At 66.4% G+C, this 19,579-nt stretch carries 17 protein-coding genes, 1 tRNA gene and 1 pseudogene; 14 read left to right on the top strand and 5 right to left on the bottom strand.

Going from position 1 to position 19,579, the window contains the following annotated elements; translation table 11 throughout:
- The first annotated feature begins 51 nt into the window (after positions 1-51).
- Positions 52-1,392 (top strand): FAD-dependent oxidoreductase, encoded by a 1,341-nt coding sequence (locus tag ACFQE9_RS03910; protein WP_379740623.1) that lies wholly within the window; start codon positions 52-54, stop codon positions 1,390-1,392.
- Here the strand turns inward: ACFQE9_RS03910 and ACFQE9_RS03905 are convergent.
- Positions 1,389-2,606 (bottom strand): tRNA sulfurtransferase, encoded by a 1,218-nt coding sequence (locus tag ACFQE9_RS03905; protein WP_379740620.1) that lies wholly within the window; start codon positions 2,604-2,606, stop codon positions 1,389-1,391. The two genes, ACFQE9_RS03910 and ACFQE9_RS03905, sit on opposite strands and share 4 nt — an antisense overlap.
- Before the next feature lie 144 nt (positions 2,607-2,750).
- On the opposite strand from ACFQE9_RS03905, the gene ggt reads away from it, so the two are divergent.
- From ggt to map, 4 genes and pseudogenes are all read left to right on the top strand, one after another.
- Positions 2,751-4,397 carry a gamma-glutamyltransferase gene (gene ggt, locus ACFQE9_RS03900; RefSeq protein WP_379740617.1) on the top strand — a complete coding sequence of 549 codons (1,647 nt, stop codon included), beginning with the start codon at positions 2,751-2,753 and terminating at the stop codon, positions 4,395-4,397.
- Between the two features lie 277 nt (positions 4,398-4,674).
- Positions 4,675-5,937, top strand: coding sequence for an isocitrate dehydrogenase (NADP(+)) (gene icd / locus ACFQE9_RS03895; RefSeq protein WP_379740614.1), 1,263 nt, complete (start codon positions 4,675-4,677; stop codon positions 5,935-5,937).
- Between the two features lie 226 nt (positions 5,938-6,163).
- Positions 6,164-7,344: pseudogene (locus tag ACFQE9_RS03890) on the top strand (M24 family metallopeptidase).
- Positions 7,345-7,397: 53 nt separating this feature from the next.
- The gene (gene map, locus ACFQE9_RS03885) at positions 7,398-8,306 is read left to right on the top strand and encodes a type II methionyl aminopeptidase (protein WP_379740611.1); all 909 of its coding nucleotides are present in this window, start codon (positions 7,398-7,400) and stop codon (positions 8,304-8,306) included.
- Positions 8,307-8,406: 100 nt separating this feature from the next.
- Here the strand turns inward: map and ACFQE9_RS03880 are convergent, their stop codons facing one another.
- Positions 8,407-8,607 carry a DUF7835 family putative zinc beta-ribbon protein gene (locus ACFQE9_RS03880; protein WP_379740608.1) on the bottom strand — a complete coding sequence of 67 codons (201 nt, stop codon included), beginning with the start codon at positions 8,605-8,607 and terminating at the stop codon, positions 8,407-8,409.
- A gap of 100 nt (positions 8,608-8,707) precedes the next feature.
- Here ACFQE9_RS03880 and ACFQE9_RS03875 point away from each other — a divergent pair, with 100 nt between their 5' ends.
- Positions 8,708-9,301, top strand: coding sequence for an HIT family protein (locus tag ACFQE9_RS03875; RefSeq protein WP_379740605.1), 594 nt, complete (start codon positions 8,708-8,710; stop codon positions 9,299-9,301).
- Between the two features lie 64 nt (positions 9,302-9,365).
- Here the strand turns inward: ACFQE9_RS03875 and ACFQE9_RS03870 are convergent, their stop codons facing one another.
- On the bottom strand, positions 9,366-10,400 hold the full coding sequence (locus tag ACFQE9_RS03870; protein ID WP_379740602.1) for a DUF7972 family membrane protein: 1,035 nt from the start codon (positions 10,398-10,400) through the stop codon (positions 9,366-9,368).
- A gap of 104 nt (positions 10,401-10,504) precedes the next feature.
- On the opposite strand from ACFQE9_RS03870, the gene ACFQE9_RS03865 reads away from it, so the two are divergent.
- Complete coding sequence (locus ACFQE9_RS03865; protein WP_379740599.1) at positions 10,505-11,359, top strand: TatD family hydrolase; 855 nt, start codon at positions 10,505-10,507, stop codon at positions 11,357-11,359.
- 17 nt (positions 11,360-11,376) lie between these two features.
- Here the strand turns inward: ACFQE9_RS03865 and ACFQE9_RS03860 are convergent, their stop codons facing one another.
- The gene (locus tag ACFQE9_RS03860; protein ID WP_379740596.1) at positions 11,377-12,096 is read right to left on the bottom strand and encodes a DUF1405 domain-containing protein; all 720 of its coding nucleotides are present in this window, start codon (positions 12,094-12,096) and stop codon (positions 11,377-11,379) included.
- Positions 12,097-12,169: 73 nt separating this feature from the next.
- On the opposite strand from ACFQE9_RS03860, the gene ACFQE9_RS03855 reads away from it, so the two are divergent.
- The 4 genes from ACFQE9_RS03855 to ACFQE9_RS03845 all read left to right on the top strand — a co-directional run bounded on the left by ACFQE9_RS03855 (position 12,170) and on the right by ACFQE9_RS03845 (position 13,721).
- Positions 12,170-12,856, top strand: coding sequence for an FxsA family protein (locus ACFQE9_RS03855; RefSeq protein ID WP_379740592.1), 687 nt, complete (start codon positions 12,170-12,172; stop codon positions 12,854-12,856).
- A gap of 123 nt (positions 12,857-12,979) precedes the next feature.
- Positions 12,980-13,053: transfer RNA gene (locus tag ACFQE9_RS03850), tRNA-Ile, on the top strand.
- A 197-nt stretch (positions 13,054-13,250) separates the two neighbouring features.
- Positions 13,251-13,442, top strand: a complete 192-nt coding sequence (locus ACFQE9_RS15230; RefSeq protein WP_464384453.1) for a DUF7563 family protein — start codon at positions 13,251-13,253, stop codon at positions 13,440-13,442.
- 66 nt (positions 13,443-13,508) lie between these two features.
- The gene (locus tag ACFQE9_RS03845; protein WP_379740589.1) at positions 13,509-13,721 is read left to right on the top strand and encodes a hypothetical protein; all 213 of its coding nucleotides are present in this window, start codon (positions 13,509-13,511) and stop codon (positions 13,719-13,721) included.
- Positions 13,722-13,854: 133 nt separating this feature from the next.
- Here ACFQE9_RS03845 and ACFQE9_RS03840 read toward each other — a convergent pair whose 3' ends face one another.
- Positions 13,855-15,681, bottom strand: a complete 1,827-nt coding sequence (locus ACFQE9_RS03840; RefSeq protein ID WP_379740586.1) for a sensor histidine kinase — start codon at positions 15,679-15,681, stop codon at positions 13,855-13,857.
- 481 nt (positions 15,682-16,162) lie between these two features.
- Between ACFQE9_RS03840 and ACFQE9_RS03835 the strand changes: the two genes are divergently transcribed.
- The 3 genes from ACFQE9_RS03835 (at position 16,163) to ACFQE9_RS03825 (ending at position 19,518) form a co-directional block, all read left to right on the top strand.
- Positions 16,163-16,582, top strand: coding sequence for a PIN domain-containing protein (locus tag ACFQE9_RS03835; protein ID WP_379740583.1), 420 nt, complete (start codon positions 16,163-16,165; stop codon positions 16,580-16,582).
- Positions 16,583-16,625: 43 nt separating this feature from the next.
- Positions 16,626-17,783: an MFS transporter gene (locus ACFQE9_RS03830; protein ID WP_379740580.1), complete on the top strand. Its 1,158-nt coding sequence runs from the start codon at positions 16,626-16,628 to the stop codon at positions 17,781-17,783.
- Positions 17,784-18,285: 502 nt separating this feature from the next.
- Positions 18,286-19,518 (top strand): hydroxyacid-oxoacid transhydrogenase, encoded by a 1,233-nt coding sequence (locus ACFQE9_RS03825; RefSeq protein WP_379740577.1) that lies wholly within the window; start codon positions 18,286-18,288, stop codon positions 19,516-19,518.
- Positions 19,519-19,579 lie beyond the last annotated feature (61 nt).

Below are 19,579 nucleotides of genomic sequence, written 5' to 3'. Positions count from 1 at the left end.
GTAAATTAACCGGTGACCGTCGACAAACGTCTAACGCCCACACGTACAACCATGACTGATGAATACGACGTGGCCATCATCGGCGGCGGCATCAGCGGGGCATCGCTTCTGTACACCATCTCGAAGTTCACGGACGTCGAGGACGTCGCGCTGATCGAAAAGGAGGACGAGCTCGCGGCGATCAACTCCCACCACACGAACAACTCCCAGACGCTACACTTCGGCGACATCGAGACGAACTACACCCTCGAGAAGGCCGAGGAGGTAAAGGAGGGCGCGGAGCTTCTCGCGGGCTACCTCGAGAACCGCGATTCCGACCGCGAGATGCACAGCAAGCGCAGCAAGATGGTGCTCGCGGTCGGCGACGAGGAGGTCGAGAAGCTCGAGTCTCGGTACCACGGGGAGGGGTTCGGAGACCTCTACCCGAAGCTTCGCGAGATCGGCCGCGAGGAGATCGCCGACCTCGAGCCGAAGGTCGTCGAGGGTCGCGATCCGAACACGGAGCTTCGCGCGCTCCAGACGCCGGACGGCTACGTCGTCGACTACGGCATGGTCTCGAAGTCCTTCGTCGACGAGGCCAACGAGGAGGAGGGCGTCGACGTCTACACGGGCACGGAGGTCACGAACGTCGAGGACTTCGGCGAGGACTTCCGAATCGCGACGACGAGCGGGCGGTTCAGCGCCGACGCGGTCGTCGTCGCCGCCGGCTCGCACAGCCTCCAGATCGCAAAGGAGATGGGCTACGGGGAGAACATGTCGCTTCTGCCGGTCGCCGGGAGCTTCTTCCTCGCCGACGACCTGTTGAACGGCAAGGTCTACACGCTCCAGATGAAGAAGCTGCCGTTCGCCGCGGTCCACGGCGACGCCGACGTCCACGACGGGAGCATCACCCGGTTCGGTCCGACGGCGAAGGTCGTCCCCGAACTCGAGCGGGGACGGCTCTCGACGGTGACCGACTTCACCGACGTGTTCGGCTTCACGCCGGACTCGTTGCTCAGCTACGCCAACATCCTCTCCGATCGAATCCTGTTCCCCTACGTCGTCCGGAACCTCGTCTACGACCTCCCCGAGGTCGGAAAGCGCGCGTTCCTCCCGAACGTCCGGAAGGTGGTTCCCACCGTCGATCTCTCCGACATCGACCGAGCGAAGGGCTACGGGGGCGTCAGACCCCAGATCGTCGACACGGACGCGAAGGATCTCGACATGGGCGAGGCGAAGATCACCGGCGACGGCATCCTCTTCAACATCACGCCCTCGCCGGGCGCCTCGACGTGTCTGAAGAACGCCATGACTGACGTCCAGCGCGTGATCGACTTCCTCGACGACGACCACGAGTTCGACGAGGAGGCCTTCCGCGCGGAGACGATCGACCAGTTCCCGCGCGGAAGCTAACGTCGAAGCGCCACGTATTCGCGGTCGTCGGCCGCCGCACGGGCCCGCTCTCGAAGCCACTCCGGCTCGATGTCGGCCATCTGTTCGAGTCCCGCCCGCGTCTCCGGCTGGTCGGGCGCGAAGCGTTCACAGCCCGCCGGAATCTCGGCGGCCTCGTAGGTCCCGATCCGTCTGGCGTGGTCGGTGATCGTCGACTTGTCCCGCGTGAGAAGCGGCCGGTGGACGGGAAAGTCCGTCACCGAATCGAGCACCGAGAGGTTCTGGGTCGTCTGGCTCGACTTCTGTCCGATCGCCTCGCCGGTCACCACCCCGGTTGCGCCGATGTCCGCCGCGACGTCGGCGGCCACGCGGTACATGAACCGGCGAAAGACGAGCATTCGACCGCTCTCGAGGGTGTCCGCGAGCTCCCGACAGACGTCGCCGGCGTCGACGACGAGGATCGAATCCAGGTGGTTCGGCGCGTAGGCGGCGAGCGTGCGGGCTGAGGCCTCGGATCTGGCTCTGTGGTCCGGTCCGCCGAAGTCGCCGAGATCGAGGTAGATCGGCGTGATCGGCGCCCCGCGGGACATCACCTCGAAGGCGGCGACCGGCGAGTCGATCCCTCCCGAGAGCAGGGCCACGAGGGGACGCTGGCTGCCGAGCGGGAGCCCGCCCGGTCCCGGGTGCTTCTCGACGAAGACGAACGCCTCGTCGTCGTGGACCTTCGCGCGGAACGTCACGTCCGGGTCCTCGAGGTCCACCTCGGGATCGCGATCGGAGACCGCCTCGAAGACCGCGCTTCCGCCCTCGCGTTCGGCGTCCTCGCTCGTGAAGGGGTGGTCCCCGACCCGATCCACGCGGACGGCGAAGGACCCGCCCGAAAAGCGGTCGGCGGCGACGTCGCCGAGCGCGTCGGCGACCGCGTCCATCGTGGGGTCGACCGTGACTGCGGGACTGGCCGAGACCACGCCGAACGCGTCGGTCGCGGCGTCGGTCGCGGCGGCCGCTTCGAGGGGACCGTCGACCTCGACGATCGGCCGATTTCGCCGGTGGCGGACGCGAGCGTCGATCCCGCGGTCGGCGAGGAGGGCCTTCAGGTTTCGGCCGAGCTGGGACTGCATCTCGTACCGGACGCGTTCGCTCTTCGTGCCGATCTCGCCGACGCGAACGAGCACGGCGTCGGCGCCCGGCGGGACGTCGGCGGCGTCCATCGTGGCTCCCGGTCCGTGATCCATCGTCGACGGTTCGTCGAGCGGCGATAAATGGTCGACGATCGTGGGGCGACTGGCGGACGTGGTGGCCGACACGCGAACGTGGAGGACCGACGGGCACCCTCGCGGATCTGTGGGATTCTTGGTTCCGGCCCCCGATCGCCGGGTATGGAACCCGACCTCGATCGTTTCACTTCGCGCCGATCGACGGTGTACGGATCGCGGGGCGTCGTCGCCACGAGCCAGCCGCTGGCCGCACAGGCCGGCATCGAGACGCTCCGGGACGGGGGCAACGCCTTCGACGCGGCCGTCTCGACCGCGGCGGCGTTGAACGTCGTCGAGCCGACCTCCACGGGGCTCGGCGGGGACGTGTTCGCGCTCTACCGGACCGCGGACGGCGAGGTCGGCGCGATGCGGGCGTGCGGCGGGGCGCCCGAGGGTGCGACGATCGACGCCGTCCGGTCGGCGGTGGCCGCCGATCGGGAGGCCGAAGGCGGCGAGTCGGACGGAGCGGTCGATCCCGACGACGTCGAGATGCCCCACCGGGGGCCGTACGCGATCACCGTCCCGGGCACCGCCCGCGGCTGGGAGGCGACCGCCGAGAAGCTCGGGCGCAAGTCCCTCGCGGAGCTGCTTCAGCCCGCGATCCGCTACGCGACCGAGGGGTACCCGGTCTCGGAGGTCGTCGCCGAGCAGTGGCGACACGGCGAGGAGGTGTTCGAGACCGACCACGCCCGCGAGGCCTTCCTGTTCGACGGAGCCGCGCCGGAGACGGGCCAGGTGGTCACGCTGCCGCGGCTCGGCGAGTCGCTTCGACGGATCGCAAAGGAGGGCGCGGACGTCGTCTACGACGGCGAGATCGCCGAGGCGATCGCGACCGAGGTGCAGGCCCGCGGCGGGTTCCTCTCCGTCTCGGACCTGCGATCGTTCGAGGTCGAGTGGCCGGACCCGGTCTCTACGACCTACAACGGCGCCGAGGTGTACGAGCTGCCGCCGAACAACCAGGGGCTCATCGCGCTCGAGGCGTTGAACGTCGCGGAGGAGTTGGGGGCGGGCGAGCACCCACACGGCTCCGTCGAACGCGTCCACCGGCTCGCGGAGGCGATGAAGCTCGCGTTCCACGACGGCCACCGCTACATCACCGACCCCGACTACGAGGACCACCCGCCGATCGGCTCGAAGTCCTGGGCCCGAAGGCGTGCTCGCGAGGTCGGCGAGGGGGCGAACCACGACGTGGGGTTCGGCGTGCCGAACGCGAACGCCGAGGACGCCGACACCGTCCTCCTGACCGTCGCCGACGGGGAGGGCAACCTCGTCTCCTACATCAACTCGCGGTTCGCCGGGTTCGGCTCCGGAGTGGTCGCCGGCGACACCGGAATCGCGCTCCAGAACCGGGGATCCTCGTTCTCGCTCGATCCGGACCACCCGAACGCGCTCGAGCCCGGAAAGCGCCCCTTCCACACCCTGGTTCCGGCGGTGGCACGGTTCGACGCAGACGACTGGGCCGCCTTCGGCGTGATGGGGGGGTACATGCAGCCGCAGGGCCACCTCCAGGTGATCGCGAACGTCGTCGACTACGACATGCCGATCCAGCGCGCGCTCGACGAGCCGCGGTGGCGCTACCGCGAGTCCGGCGAGCTGGCGGTCGAACCCCACTTCCCGGACGACCTGTCCGCCAAGCTCTCCCGACGGGGTCACCGCGTCCGGACCATGGAGGCCGGACACTTCGGCGGCGCACAGATCGTTCGCGAGGCGGACGGGGTGCTGTCGGCGGCGACCGAGCCGCGAAAGGACGGCAACGCACAGGGGTACTGAGCGGAACGTAGGGACGGTACGGCCCTCGCGACCGACCCGTCGGGACCGGAACCGATCATCGCGACACTGTGGCGGCGTCCACCGGAGGACGCGCATGGACGTCGTCGTCACCGGCGGTCGCGGGGAGCCGGACGCCGGATCGTCGATCGGCTCGCGGAGGACCACGGAACCCCCGGTCCGATCGCGGATCGTCCGTATCCGGGCGTATTCGGTCGATCTCGGGCTCGCGAGGAAAGCGGTAGGCACTTTAGGGTGGTCGAGGAAAACCTCACCGTTTATGAGCTACGACAAGGTCGAAGTTCCCGAGGACGGCGAAGCGATCACGCTCGCCGACGAGGAGACGGGCGAGATCGACGTCCCCTCGAACCCCATCGTCCCGATCATTCACGGCGACGGGATCGGCACCGACGTCGGTCCGGCCGCACAGAAGGTGCTCGACGCGGCCGCCGAGGCGACCGGCCGGTCGATCGCCTGGATGCGCGTCTACGCCGGCGCCGCCGCACGCGAGAAGTACGACGAGAACCTCCCGCAGGACACCGTCGACGCGATCCGAACCCATCGGGTCGCGATCAAGGGCCCGCTCACGACGCCCGTCGGAGCCGGGTTCCGATCGCTCAACGTTGCCCTTCGACAGACCCTCGATCTCTACGCGAACGTCCGTCCGACCTACCACATCGACGGCGTTCCCTCGCCGGTGAAGAACCCCGAGGAGATGGACATGATCACCTTCCGGGAGAACACCGAGGACGTCTACGCCGGCATCGAGTGGGAGGCCGGCACCGACGACGTCGAGGCGGTACGCGAGTTCCTCGAGGACGACATGGACGTCTCCGACGTCATCCACGACGGTCCCGTCGGGATCGGCGTCAAACCCATCTCGGAGTTCGGCTCGAAGCGGCTCGTCCGCGAGGCGATCGACTACGCGGTCGCGAACGATCGCGACTCGGTCACCCTCGTCCACAAGGGCAACATCATGAAGTTCACCGAGGGCGCCTTCCGCGACTGGGGCTACGAGGTGGCCGAGGAGGAGTACGGCGAGGACGTCATCACCGAGGACGAGCTGTGGGACGAATACGACGGCGACCAGCCCGAGGGAACGGTCGTCGTTAACGATCGCATCGCCGACAACATGCTCCAGCAGCTCCTCACGCGGACGGACGAGTACTCCGTCATCGCGACGATGAACCTCAACGGCGACTACATGTCCGACGCCGCCGGCGCCCAGATCGGCGGCCTCGGGATCGCGCCCGGCGTCAACTACGGCCACGGCCGCGCGCTGGCCGAGCCGGTTCACGGCTCCGCGCCCAAGTACGCCGGCGAGGACAAGGTCAACCCGACCGCGATGATCCTTTCCGGCCGCGAGATGCTCGATTACCTCGGCTGGAGCGACGCCGCCGACCTCGTTCGCGACGCCGTCGAGGAGACCATCTCCTCGGGCAAGGTCACCTACGACCTCCACCGACAGATCGAGGGCGGCGAGAAGCTCGCGACGAGCGAGTTCGCCGAGGCCGTCGTCGAGAACATCGACGAACTGTCGTAGATCGGTCCTCGAGCGCCCGGAATTCCCCGATTTTCCGGGGACACCGGGAAGCTCGTGGAGCCGGGCTTTTCCCGATATTGCGGCGCCGATATTCCCCGGTATCGCGGGGACGGGCTCCTCGAGATCGGCTCACCGGGGCGCCCGACGATATACACAGTAATCGTTCCCAGTATACACGAAATACTTTTAGAGCGTCCGTTCGTTCCTCGATGCGAGACCCGTTATCATGTCGCGAAACCTCTTTCCGGATTCCGAGTACGAACGACGCCTGGAGCGGACGAAACGGCGGTTGGCCGAGGAGGGGCTGGACGCGATCGTCGTCGCCGACCCGGCGAACATGAACTACCTCACGGGCTACGACGGCTGGTCGTTTTACGTCCACCAGGCGGTCGTCGTCACCCGCGAGCGCGACGAGCCGGTGTGGGTCGGCCGGGACATGGACCGAAACGGCGCGCGCGCGCGACGACCTGGCTCGGCGAGGACAGCATTCGCGCCTACAGCGACGACCACGTCCACTCGCCACACGACCTCCACCCGATGGACTACCTGGCCGGCGTTCTGGAGGATCTCGGCGTCGCCGACGGTCGGATCGGCCTGGAGATGGACGCCTCCTACTTCACCGCCAAGTCCTACACGCGCCTGGACGCGAACCTCCCCGAGGCGGACTTCGAGGACGCGACGCTGCTCGTCGGGTGGATCCGGATCCGCAAGTCCGAGCGAGAGATCGAGTACATGCGCGAGGCCGCACGCATCTCCGAGGAGGCCATGCTCGCGGGGATCGACGCGATCGACGCGGGCGTCCCCGAGTACGAGGCCGCCGCCGCGATCTACGACCGGCTGATCCGGGGCACCGACGAGTACGGCGGCGACTACCCGGCCATCGTCCCCCTGATGCCCTCGGGCGACCACACCGGGACGCCGCATCTCACCTGGACCGACCGGCCCTTCCAGCAGGGAGAACTCGTACTCATCGAGCTATCGGGATGTCGCCACCGCTACCACTCGCCGCTGGCCCGAACGGCCTTCATCGGCGATCCGCCGACGGAGATCCAACGGACCGCGGATGTCGTTGTCGAGGGGATCGAGGCCGCGCTCGACGCCGCCGAACCGGGGGTCACCTGCGAGACCGTCGAGACGGCCTGGCGTGAGACGATCGCCGAGTACGGGCTCGAGAAGGAGGACCGGATCGGCTACTCGATGGGGCTCGGCTACCCGCCGGACTGGGGCGAACACACCGCGAGCATCCGTCCCGGCGACGAGACGGTGCTCGAGGAGGACATGACCTTCCACATGATACCCGGCATCTGGGAGGACGAGTTCGGCGTCGAACTCAGCGAGACGTTCCGCGTGACCGCGACCGGCGCGGAGCCGCTCGCCGACTTCCCGCGCGAGCTGTTCACGATCTAGACCTCGAACCGTTTCCCGCAACCTCTTTCCGGTCGCTGCGCGAACCCGTCCCCATGAGCGAGGAGCCGTTCGACGACGACGTACTCGAGAGCTACAGAGAGGCCGGTCGAATCCTCACGGAGACGATGAACGAGGCCCGCGAGATGATCGAGCCGGGTGTGACACACCTGGAGGTCGCGGAGTGGGCCGAAGATCACGTCCGCGAGTCGGGCGCCGGCCTCGCGTTTCCGGTGAACATCAGCGTCGACGAGGAGGCCTCACACGCGACGCCCGACGGGAGCGGCGAGGAGACCTTCGGCGAGACGGACATGGTCTGTCTCGACGTCGGCGTGCACGTCGACGGCTACATCGCCGACGCGGCGGTGACGGTGGACTTCTCGGGGTCCGACGAGCTCGTCGAGGCCTCCGAGATGGCGCTGGAGGCCGCGATCGACGAGGCCGGTCCCGGCGTGCCGGTCGGCGAGGTCGGCGGGGCGATAGAGGACGTGATCCGCGGGTACGGCTACACCCCGATCCTCAACCTCTCGGGCCACGGCGTCGAGCGCTACGACGCCCACACGGGCCCGAACGTTCCGAACCGCGGCGTCGACCGGTCGGTCACGCTCGAGCCCGGACAGGCGGTCGCGATCGAGCCGTTCGCGACCGACGGGCGCGGCAAGGTCGGCGAGGGGACCACCGAGGAGATCTTCGAACTCGAGCGCGAGCGAAGCGTTCGCGACCGTCGCGCCCGCGAGGCGCTCTCCGCGATAGAGGAGTTCGACGGGCTTCCGTTCGCGGCCCGATGGCTCGAGATGGACGGCTCGGAGATGGCGCTGCGTCGGCTCAAACGACAGGACGTGATCAAGGGCTATCCCGTGTTGAAGGAGGACGCCGGCCAGCTCGTGAGTCAGGCCGAACACACGCTGCTCGTCACCGACGAGGGCGTCGAGGTGACGACCGCCGGGATCCACGGGTTCGACTGACCGACCATCGGCCGGCCTTGGGTTTGCTCGGCTTCACGATCGGTCGATCGTCCGGATCGCCCCTTCGACCGCCCGATCGCCGAGCCGCTCGGTCGAATCGTCACTCGTCGTTCATCCGCGTCGCGGTCTCGGCTCCGCAGCGTCGACAGACCGCGATCCGGTAGGGTTCCCGCGAGAAGCGCGCGTTCTCGGCCTTTTCGCTTTCGGTCCGGATCTCCACGCGTACTCGATGTACCGTCCGCTCCCCGCAGTCGTCGCAGGGCTCGCGAACCGCATCCGGATCGGTGGCGTGCGACGCCATGGGTTGGGGCTACTCAAGAGGATCCGATAAAGCCTCGCCCCGCGGCATCGATCGGGGGCGAATCGCCCGGATTCAAGGACGTTGCGACGCCACCGACGGTATGGACCGGATCTACGCGCCCTGGCGCATCGAGTGGGTCGAGCGGGACGAGGACCCGGTCGACGGCTGCCCGTTTTGCGTGCTGCCCGAACGCGACGACGACGTGGAGTCGTGGATCGTCGCACGCGGCGACCACAACTTCGTGTTGTTGAACAACGCCCCCTACAATCCCGGCCACGCCATGGTCATTCCCTACGACCACGTCGGCGAGTGGGGAGACCTCGACGACGAGGCGATGCTCGAGCACGGCCGACTCAAGGCGGCCACGCTCGACGCCATGGACGCCGCGATCGGCCCGGACGGGGTCAACACCGGGATGAACCTCGGGGACGCGGCGGCCGGAGGATCGATAGACGACCACATCCACACGCACGTCGTCCCGCGGTGGGAGGGCGACACCAACTTCATGCCCGTGATCGGGGAGACGAAGGTGATCGTCGAGGCGATCGACCGGACCTACGAGCACCTCCACGAGGCGTTTTCGACTCTCGATATCGCCGTCGACGCCGGTCGGAGCGGAGACGATCGGGACGAGGACGACGCCGATGGAAACGGGGACGACCGCGAGCGTGCAGCGGTCAGATTGTCGATCTGAGGAGCCGTCCGCACGAAGCTGGACCCGACGGACCGCCGATCCGACGCGCCGCCGACCCGGCGCCTCACCGGTCCCACTCGACCTCGCTCACCTCGTCGGTCTCCCGGAGAATAAACGGGCCGATCGAGAGCGTGTGTCTCGTCACCGTTGCGATCCGCATGACGTATGCCAGGAGGATCACGAACGGAACCACGGCAACGGTCGCCGCGGCAGACACCACGAGGACGAGCGTATCGACGTCGAACACCGCGACCCCGTAGGCGCCCGCGTCGAAAAACAGGATCATGCCCGTCGAGACGAGCAACGCGGGGAGGGACGCCGCGAGGATGCGACGCGAGAGGACGATGAGATCCCACTGGAAGTACAGCGTCTTGAAGTGCTCGCGCGCGGGGCCGAAAAACAGGAGCACCTCGATCAACCGCTCGAGGGCTTCGGTACTCTCGGCCGTCAGCGAGTCGCCGTGCCGTTCGTTGAGGCGCCGGGCGGTGAATATCTTCCATGAGTAGTTGAAATCCAACGCGGAGAGGATCACCTCGAACCGGCCGAATCGCGCGTCGTCGAGGCCGCCTGAGACGCGCTCTGCGTTCTCCGTGAGGCTTCCCGTGAGGGTCTCGACTTCCTCCGCCACGTCGTCGTCGACGTCGCTCGGAACCGCATCGCGGAACTCCGACGCACGCTCTCCCGCCACCTGGACGAGCGCGCGCAGGAACTGGCTCGGTCGAACCGGGCTCACCGGCGCCTCGATGGCGTCGGCGACGTCCTCGCGAAACTGCATCGCTTCCTCCATGCGTTCGCGTTGGTCCCCGACCGCCCCGAACTCCTGGGAGAGAACCAGCTGATTCAACGTCACGACGAGCGTGACGCCGGTGATCGTCGCCGTCAGGAACCCCTGAAAGAGGGTGTCGACGGAGTCCCCGCCGCCGATCGCCTCCCTGGCTCCGGGATACAGGTACCCGGTCGCCACCAGGACGACGAACACCGCCGTCGAGACGAGTACGGCGACCAACAAGCGGTCAGCTTCGAAGAGCAACCACGACTTCAGCCGGGACCGTTTCGCCCGCTCGCGGAGCCGATCGTCGGGTGCCTCGTCCGCGGACATGGAACCGTTACTCGTGGGAGACACCAAAGTACCACGGGTCGATCACGGACGCTTTCAGGCTCCGATCGGGGGCGCTTTCAGGCTCGCGCCCGGATCGGTCGTCGATGACCGCACCCCAGCTCGAGACGCCCGTGCTCGACGACCACCTGCACCTCGATCCGCGCCACGGTCGCGGGATGGCGGCCGTCGAGGACTTCCGGAACCTCGGCGGGACGCACCTGCTCGTGGTCAACAAGCCCTCCTGGCACCTCGGCGTCGAGCCCGAGGAGCCGGACGACTTCCGGGCGGTCTTCGAGGAGACGCTGGAGATCGTCGCGGAGGCGAGCGAACTTCTCCCGGGGCGAGCCTGGCCGGTTCTGGGCGTTCATCCCGGACTGATCAGTCGGCTCGTCGACGACCGCGGCTTCACGCCCAAGGAGGCTTGCGAGTTGATGTGCGGCGGGATCTCCGTCGCCGCCGAGTACGTGGCCGACGGCGATGCGCTCGCGTTGAAGTCCGGACGGCCGCACTACGAGGTGACGGAGGCCGTGTGGGAGACCTCCAACGAGGTCACGAGACACGCCTTCTCGCTCGGCGCCGAACACGACTGTGCCGTCCAGCTGCACACCGAGGCGAGCGAGGACCTGCGCGAACTCGCCGAGTGGGCAACGGAGTGCGGGCTCGAGTCCCACTGCGTGGTCAAACACTACGCATCCGGGCGGTTGCGCGGGCCGACGCCGAGCGTGATGAGCGAGCGCGAGCGTCTCGAGCGGGCGGCCGAGCGCGGCGATCCCTTCCTGATGGAGACGGACTTCGTCGACGACCCGGATCGCCCGGGCGCGGTTCTCGGCCCGAAGACCGTACCGCGGCGCGTCCGCTGGCTGTTGGAGGAGGGCTATGAGGACGCCGTCCGGCTCGCACACGTCGAGACGCCGCGTCGGGTCTACGGGATCGACACCGAGGCAACCCTCGATCGATAGACGAGACGAGTCCCGGATCACTTGGCGCCGATCGCCGCGGCCCGGACCTTCTCCAGCCGCGTGAGGAGTAACCAACTGACCGGAGCGATCGTCAACACGACCGCTCCCGCCGCCGCGACCTGCAACACGGTCGTCGTGAACCACGGCGTCGAACCCGCATACGGCAACGCGGTGTGTGTCACCTGTCCGCCCGGCGGGACGAAGTAGTCGAACAGGAGGTCGACGGTGTACCACGCGGCGGCGACGGCGATGGTCCGGAGGCGGAACGCGGCGATCCGGTGGAGGACGAACGCCTGGACCACCATCCCGAGGTGGCTGAAGAATAAAAAGAGGTACATCGGGACCGGGTTCAACTCGAGGAACCCGGGGGCGAAGGCGACGAGGACGTAGGGCGTCCACAGGCCGAGTTTGACGTTCCCGACGAACGCCAGCGCGGAGAGGTAGTCGTTGGGGCGGCCGACGGCCCACGCGGCCAACGCGATCGCGACGAGAAGCGTCGCCGCGGGACTGTCGGGGACGAACGCCCACCACGTCGCGTCGATCTGCCGGAACTGGAACCGGTAGTAGTAGAACCCGAAGGCCGTTCCGACCAGGTTTATCGCGACGATCACCCACACGTACCGCAGCGCGAACGACTCGAGCCGCTCGGGGAGGGGAGCGACCCACCGCGACAACGGCTCACTCTCGGGCGGGTCCGTCGGCGTTCCGTGCGGGCGAGCCGGGTCCGAGCGGTCCATGCGTGTCTCCTCCGCGGGCGACCACAAAGCCGTGACGAAAAGGGCTATGAATGCCCGCTTTGAAACCGTGGGTATGCGACTTCGCTATCTGCTCGCGCTCCTCCTCGTGATTCCGCTCGCGGACGCGTTGTTTCTCGTCGTCGTCGCGGACCGGCTGGGGTGGCAGATCACGGTCGCGCTCGTCGTGCTCACGGCGATCCTCGGAATGCTGCTCGTACGTGCCGAGGGGCGACACACGCTTGCCCGGATCCAGCGCAAGGCCGCCCAGGGCGACCCGCCGACCGACGAGCTTCTCGACGGCGCGTTTTTGATCGCCGCCGGCGCGTTCCTCCTCACGCCGGGGCTCGTCACCGACGCGATCGGATTCCTGCTCGCGCTGCCCCCGACACGGGTACCGATCCGCGCAGGGGTCAAGCGGTTCCTCGTCGTCCCCTACCTCGAGCGGCGTACGGGCGGATTCGCCTCGGGGAACGTCTACATCGGCGGCTTTCCGAACGGCGATGGCGACGGAAACGGATTCGGAGCTGCCGGATTTGGAGGCACGGACTTCGGAGCCGGCGGGGGATTCGACGGAACGGGATCGGGTTCCGGATCCGGCGGAGCGGCGAGCGGCTCCCGTAGAGAGGCGTCCACGGACGACGACGTCGTCGATGTCGACTTCTCGGTGGACGACGAGGTGTCGGCCGAGGACGAGGAGTCGTCCAGGAACGAGGGGTCGACCGATAGCGATGCGACGGACGATGAGGGCGTGGGTCGATAGTACCGCGACCGATCGGCGGCTTCGATCGACCGACGTCGGGTGACAATAATCGACGTACTGCGGTGCGATGTGAAAGGGAAACCCTTAAACTCCTACCAACGCAAGCGGAGAACGCGCTCGCCTGGGCCAATAGCTCAGTCAGGTTGAGCGCTCGGCTGATAACCGGGAGGTCCACGGTTCAAATCCGTGTTGGCCCACCTGCAAAAAACCCGGAACCTATCCGGGTGAAATTGGTGGGCTGGGACTCCCCAGCCATCCAATTTCGGTATTATAACGAATTTGAGGTACCTCTCTATTCGCGTTGTTTGAGGTGTTCACCAGGCGCGGGTCGACGCTGTACTGCGGTGCGTGTGACTGGAGAAGCATCCAGTCTCGACACCGGGAGGTGTCAGCCATGATCCGTCTTGATCGCGGATCAAGCGCCGACCACGAGTGTCGACACTGCGGGACTCACGTGTCCGACACGTTCCGTCGAACCTTCGGCGACGACGAGGGTCGTGTCTATCGGTGCCTCGCCTGCGATACGCGAGCCCGCATCCAGCTCGGGAGTGCCGCCGGACGCGACGTCGATTGGCGATCCCGCTGACCAACCGAATCGGAACCGTGGGACACACACCGACCAACTCGAGAACCCGAACAGTGGTGGTTCGCCGTGAGTTCGTTCGACGAACCCACCGCTGACGATCTCCGTTCCCGCAGTGATCACGCGGTTCGTGCCGCGTGGTATCTCGTGGTCGTGACCGTCTCGAGCGGTGTCGGGGTGTGGATACTGCACCGCTTCGAACTCGGTGCGCTCGTCGACCAGCGCATGTTCCAGCTCGACCAGCAGGAGCAGACCACCGCCGCGTCCTCGCGACGCGTGTAACACGGTCGGATAGCGACTCGTTGTTCTGTTCGCTAGTCAAAACGGGGTCCGAATACCGAGATGTGGCACAGCGATCACATTCCTTGCGTCAGTATTCGACTGAACCAGTCGTGTTGTGGCTCGTGCGTATTGCTCAATCGATGCCCGTGATTTCGAACCGGGCGCCGCCCAACTCACTTTCCGTGGCGCGGATCTCCCAGCCGTGCGCCTCAACGATATCCGCGACGATCGCGAGCCCGAAGCCAGCTCCGGCAGTCGTCGAGTGCCCGCTCTCGAAAACCTTGTCGCGGTCATCCTCGGGGATCCCCGGCCCATCGTCCTCGACATAGAACCCGTGCTCAAGTGTGCCAACGGTGACCGTCACATCCGCCTCACCGTGCTCAATGGCGTTCCGGAACAGGTTCTCGAACAACTGCCGGAGCCGCGAGGCGTCTGCTGGCACCGTGTCGTGGGCCATGATCTGGAGGGTGGCGCTGTCCGTCGGCACGGATTCCCACGCCAACTCCGCGAGTTCCCCGAGTATAACGAGCTCAACGTCGCCGATCGCTTTGCCTGCCTTCGACAGCGCGAGCAGGTCGTCGATGAGTGCTTCCATCCGCTCGACCGCGTCGAAACAGTGGGCGAACTCCTCCGCATCGCCGGTCTCCTTGGCAAGTTCGAGCCGACCCGATAGGACGTTCAACGGGTTCCGGAGGTCGTGACTGATGATGCCGGCGAACTGCTCGAGGCGCTCGTTCTGTCGCTGGAGTTCTGCAGTTACCTGTTTGCGCTGGAGTTCGTAACTCACCCAGCGACTCATCAAATCGACGAGCGTCATGTCCCACTCGGAGAACTGATCGGCTCGCGTGTCCCTCCCGTAGAAACAGAACGTGCCGTACACGCCATCGTTATCGTACACCGGTGCCCCGAGATAACAGGAGATGCCCCAGTCGGTGTAGCCGGCGCGGTCGGTTTGCTCCGGCGCATCCTGCGCGATGTTCCCCCATGCAAGGGTCTCTCGCTGGGTCGCCACACGTTCACAGTTCGTCGCTTCGAGCGGTACCGTGTCCCCCGCCTGGAGACTGTCGTCGTCGGCAGCGACGATCTCGAACAGGTACTCATCGCCTCGAATCTCCGAGAGCGAGCCGTACTCCGTCCCGAACTCTGCACGTCCGAGCGCGAGCAGCTGTTGGATTTGTTCGGTGAACGTGCTGTCGCGATCGGCAGTAATCGTGTATAGCTCTTTGAGTATCTGTTCACGGTGTTCGAGTTCCGCGCGATGTTGGTGCTGTTCGGTGATTTCGCGAAAGTAGATGGAGAGCCCGGTTTCGTCAGGGAACGCCCGAACGTCGAACCACTCGTCCAGCGGCGGGAAGTACTCCTCAAACGAAACGGCCTCGTCAGTCTCTATCGCCCGGTGATACTCCTCGTAGAAGATCGTGTCGACGGCATCGGGAATTTCCTCCCACAGGTGAAGTCCCTCGAACGTCGTTTCCTCGCGGGGGGTCCCCATTGCGTTGGCGAGCACTTGTTTTCCCTTCTCGTTGGCGTAGGTGATCCGCCAGTCGGTATCGACGGCCAAGAAGCCATCGCGCATCCGGTTCAGGATCGCGTTCCGCTCACGTTCGGCCGCCTTTCGTTCGGTGATATCACGGCCAATTCCGGCGAACGCATAGGGGCTGTCTTCAGGGAGCCGCGTCGCTCTGAACTCGTAAGGGATACGGTCGCCGTCCGCCGTCACCAACTCTACTTCGACAACAGCGTCACCGGTTTCGAACAGCTCGTTGATTGCTTCGGTGACGCGGTCGCTATCCGGTTGGTCAAAGAAGTCGGAGGGGGTCATCGTCCCCGCTTCCACGTTAGTGTACCCGGTGATCTCGGCAGCGGCTTGGTTCCAGAGTTCGATGTAACCGGATTCGTTGACCGCAAAGAAGATATCCTCAAGAGCGTTGACTAGAGGCGGTATGGTTTCTGTCTTCACGATACTCTCTTGTCTGCTATGGGTCCCGAATCCATATAAGAGTCTGGGGGCAGAGGTGTTCAGAACACTGTCTTCGGCAACCGCCTATTTCGTCTGGTCGATCAGGGGCGCACCGTCGTCGACGTCGAACACGCGATGTCCGTGCCGACGCCGCTCAACGAGCTGGGGAGACGAGTGATCTCCCCAGTCGTGAAACGGATCGAAAGACATCGCGCGACGGGATCGAGGCTCTTCCGACACCAGCCATATCTTTTTACTCCTTGAGTCAGGATCTCATGGTGCCTACTCACAAATTCAATGGGATTATCGGTAGGCAAGCACGGAATTGAGGGAGCTACACGCGGATTGAGTCATCGCATGTCATGCTCTCCGGGGGGTTGCGGAGGCACCCCCCGATTTCGTAGCAGAACGGAGGTTCGGTCAGTCCAACAGTCCGCATCACTCACCTCCGTTTACGGTCCTGGATCATTGGACCGCAAACGTGTATCTTGACACCGACGTCGTCCTCGCGGTGTTGAAAGCTGACGACCGGCTCAGCTCCGCGGTCGATCTCGACGCGATCGACGACCCGAAGACCTCCGTCTCGACCTGTATTGAGGTCCAGTACGCGATGGAAGACGAGTGGACCCGCGAGCGGGTCACCAGCGTGAACGAATCACTGACTGACGAAGGGATCGAACTCGTGCCGCTGCGGGAGTCCCACGTCGCCGCAGGCGGAGCGCTGCAACGGAAATACGACCGACTGAACCTCTTCGACGCGGTCCACCTCGGAACTGCGGACGGTCTTTCGGAAACGCTCGTCCCGGCTTCCGTGTTCCGACCGGTCGATCGCCGATCGCGAGCGGATCGATCGAGTCCCGACAGCGGACAACCGTCTCGAGAGAGGATCCGGAACTCGTGAGGGGGTTCGCAACACTTGACTCCCCCAGGTCGAAAGTGCCGTCGTGAGTCGCCGTCGTCTATTCGGTTCGCTTTGCGGGCTCGTCTTCTTCCTCAACCTCGCCAGAGTCGTGTTCGCGCCGCTTTTGAACGTGTTCATCGCCGAGTTCGGCATCGGCGAGGCGACCGCGGGCCTCATCGTGACGCTCACGTGGGTCGGCAGCGCGGCCCTTCGACTCCCGGCCGGGTGGCTGCTCACGCGCGTCCCACGACACCATCTCGTCCTGGCCTCGGGAGCCATCCTCGCGGGGGCGGCGGCCGGCGCGGGCGCGGCGACGACCGTGCGTCAGCTCATGCTCGGGGCGTTCCTCATGGGGACCGCCTCCGGCGTGTATTTCGTCTCGGCGAACCCGCTTTTGAGCGAACTGTTCCCGGAGGCGGTCGGCCGCATCCTCGGGATCCACGGTGCGGCGACCCAGTCCGCGGCCGTGGTCGCGGCGCCGCTCGTCACCGTCGCGGTGTGGTTCGACTGGCGGTACGCGCTGTGGACGATCGCCGTCGGCGTCGCCGTGGTGACCGTCTACGCCGTCGTTCAGGCCCGCCGGACGGAGATGCCCGCCGCGGGCGAGGCGGATCGATCGCTGATCGCGGGGGCGCTCTCGGAGTGGCGGATCATCCTCACGGCGCTGGGGCTGGCCGGGCTCGTCGTCTTCGTCTGGCAGGGCGTGTTCAACTTCTACGAGCTGTACATGCAGTCGCGCGGTCTCTCTCCGACGGCGGCTTCGACGATGTTGACGATCGTCTTCGCGGCCGGCATCCCCGCGTTCTTCATCGCCGGCGAGCTGGTCGATCGACTGCCGTCGGTCCCGTTGTTGCTCGCCATCGTCGGGTCCTTCGCCGGCTGCCTGCTGTTGTTGGTCGCGGCCGACGGCTTCGTCGCCCTCGCGGTGATCTCCGCGGTCATCGGATTCGTCATCCACGCGCTGTTCCCGGCGACCGACGCCTACATCCTGACCGCGCTTCCGGATTCCGCCCGGGCGAGCGCCTACGCCGTGTTCAGCTCCGTGTGGATGCTCTCACAGTCGATCGGCTCGTCGGTTCTTGGAAGTTTGATCGAGCGCGGCTACGCCTACGACACGGTTTTCGTCGCGGCCTCGGTGGCCCTCCTCGCGACGCTCGTCGTGCTCGCCGGCCTCGAACGGGACGGTCGACTGCCGACGTGAACCGCCGTTCGGCGACCACGTGCATCGGCATTCCCTGGAATCGACGAAAAGGGGCGACGGGGGGACGTCGCCACAGCAATGGTGGGGGGACACGATCGCGGATCGCTCGGGTCGCGTCGATCGTGCGGTGGTGGCCTCGGGATGGAGGCCACATCGGGGGTAGACCGGGAGCCGGTATTGTTATGAGCGACCTACCGTGGCCCCGACGGTCGAGGAACCACCTCTCTCGGCGGTCAACGGCCGATCGAAGGACGTCGATTCGCCTCGCTTCCGTCCTGCGATCGTGTGGTCTCGCCCCGCTCTAACGTCCCGTTCGTCCCTCGATATCGACGATTTCGGAGCCGGATCGTCGATCGTTCGTCGACCTCGAGATCAGTCCTCCTCTCAGGCTCGTTCGTCGATTCCGAGATCGCTCCGCGCTCTCGAGATCGGTCATCGGTCTCGTCGGTCATCTGAAAGCTGCTTACCTATTTATGTCGCCCACCCGATCACCGTCCCGTACATGGTGTATGAGTCCGAATCGGTCTGGGAGTTCGAGATGGCCAAGAACGTCACCTTCGGGGTCGGCGCGGCCGCGGAACTCGGCGGAGTCGTCCGCGAATTCGACGCGGACTCGGTCCTCGTGGTCACGGATCCCGGCGTCTCGGAGGCCGGAGTCGTCGACGAGGCGACCGAGTCGCTCGCTCCGGACGACTACACGGTCTTCGACGAGGTCGAACCGGAACCGTCGGTCGAGGTCTTCGACCGTGCCCTCGAGGAGGCGGCGGCGGTCGATCCGGACTTCATCGTCGGCCTCGGCGGCGGAAGCTCGATGGACGTCGCGAAGACCACGAGCGTCGTTCACGAACACGGCGGCGACATCCTGGATTACGTCGCGCCGCCGACCGGCGGGGGACGGGACGTTCCCGGACCCGGAGTCCCGACCGCGTGTCTGCCGACGACGGCGGGAACCGGATCGGAGACGTCGCCGGTCTCGGTCATCTCCCTGCCCGAGGAGGATCTCAAGGTCGGGATCTCGAGCCGCCACCAGCGTCCCGACGTCGCGCTCGTCGATCCGGGGCTGACGGTGTCGCTCCCGCCGGGACCGACGGCCTCCTCGGGGATGGACGCGCTCTCACACGCCATCGAGGCGTACGTCACCCGCCGGTACGACGCGAAGCCCGCACCGCAAGACCGGACGGATCGTCCCGATTACAACGGCCGATCCGTGCTCACGGACCAGCTCGCGAGAACCGCGATCGAGCACATCGGCGACGGGCTCCGTGACGCGGTGAACAACGGCGAGGACGTCGAGGCGCGACGGAACATGTCCCTCGGAAGCTTGATGGCGGGGGCCGCGTTCACGAACGCCGGGCTCGGAGCGACCCACGCCATCGCGATGGCGGCCGGGGCCGTCCACCACACGCCACACGGCGTCACCATCGCGTTGACGCTGCCCGAGGTGATCCGGTTCAACGCGACGAGCGCGTTCGACCGCTATGCCGAGATCGCGGAGCTCCTCGGGGAGGACACGAGCGGGCTGAGCGACGACGAGGCGGCCGAGGCGGCGGCCGTCGCGGTGGAGAAGCTGGCCGCCGACGTGGGGATCGAGGGCGGCTTGTCCTCGCTCGGGATCGGACCGGACGACGTCGATCACCTCGCCGAGCGGTCGAACGCGCTCCAGCGACTCCTCGTCGGGAATCCCCGCCGCGTCACGAGAGAGGACCTCGAAGGGATCATCGAACGGTCGCTTTGAGATCGTCGAACGGGGCGCCTCGAGCCGGTGGTCGAACCGGGTGCCTCGAACCGGTCGGAGG

The organism is Halopenitus salinus (assembly GCF_042662125.1).
In the GTDB taxonomy this organism is placed as follows: domain Archaea; phylum Halobacteriota; class Halobacteria; order Halobacteriales; family Haloferacaceae; genus Halopenitus; species Halopenitus salinus.
The sequence above is the reverse complement of the archived record's forward strand: the minus strand, read 5'-3'. Positions and strand labels throughout refer to the sequence as shown.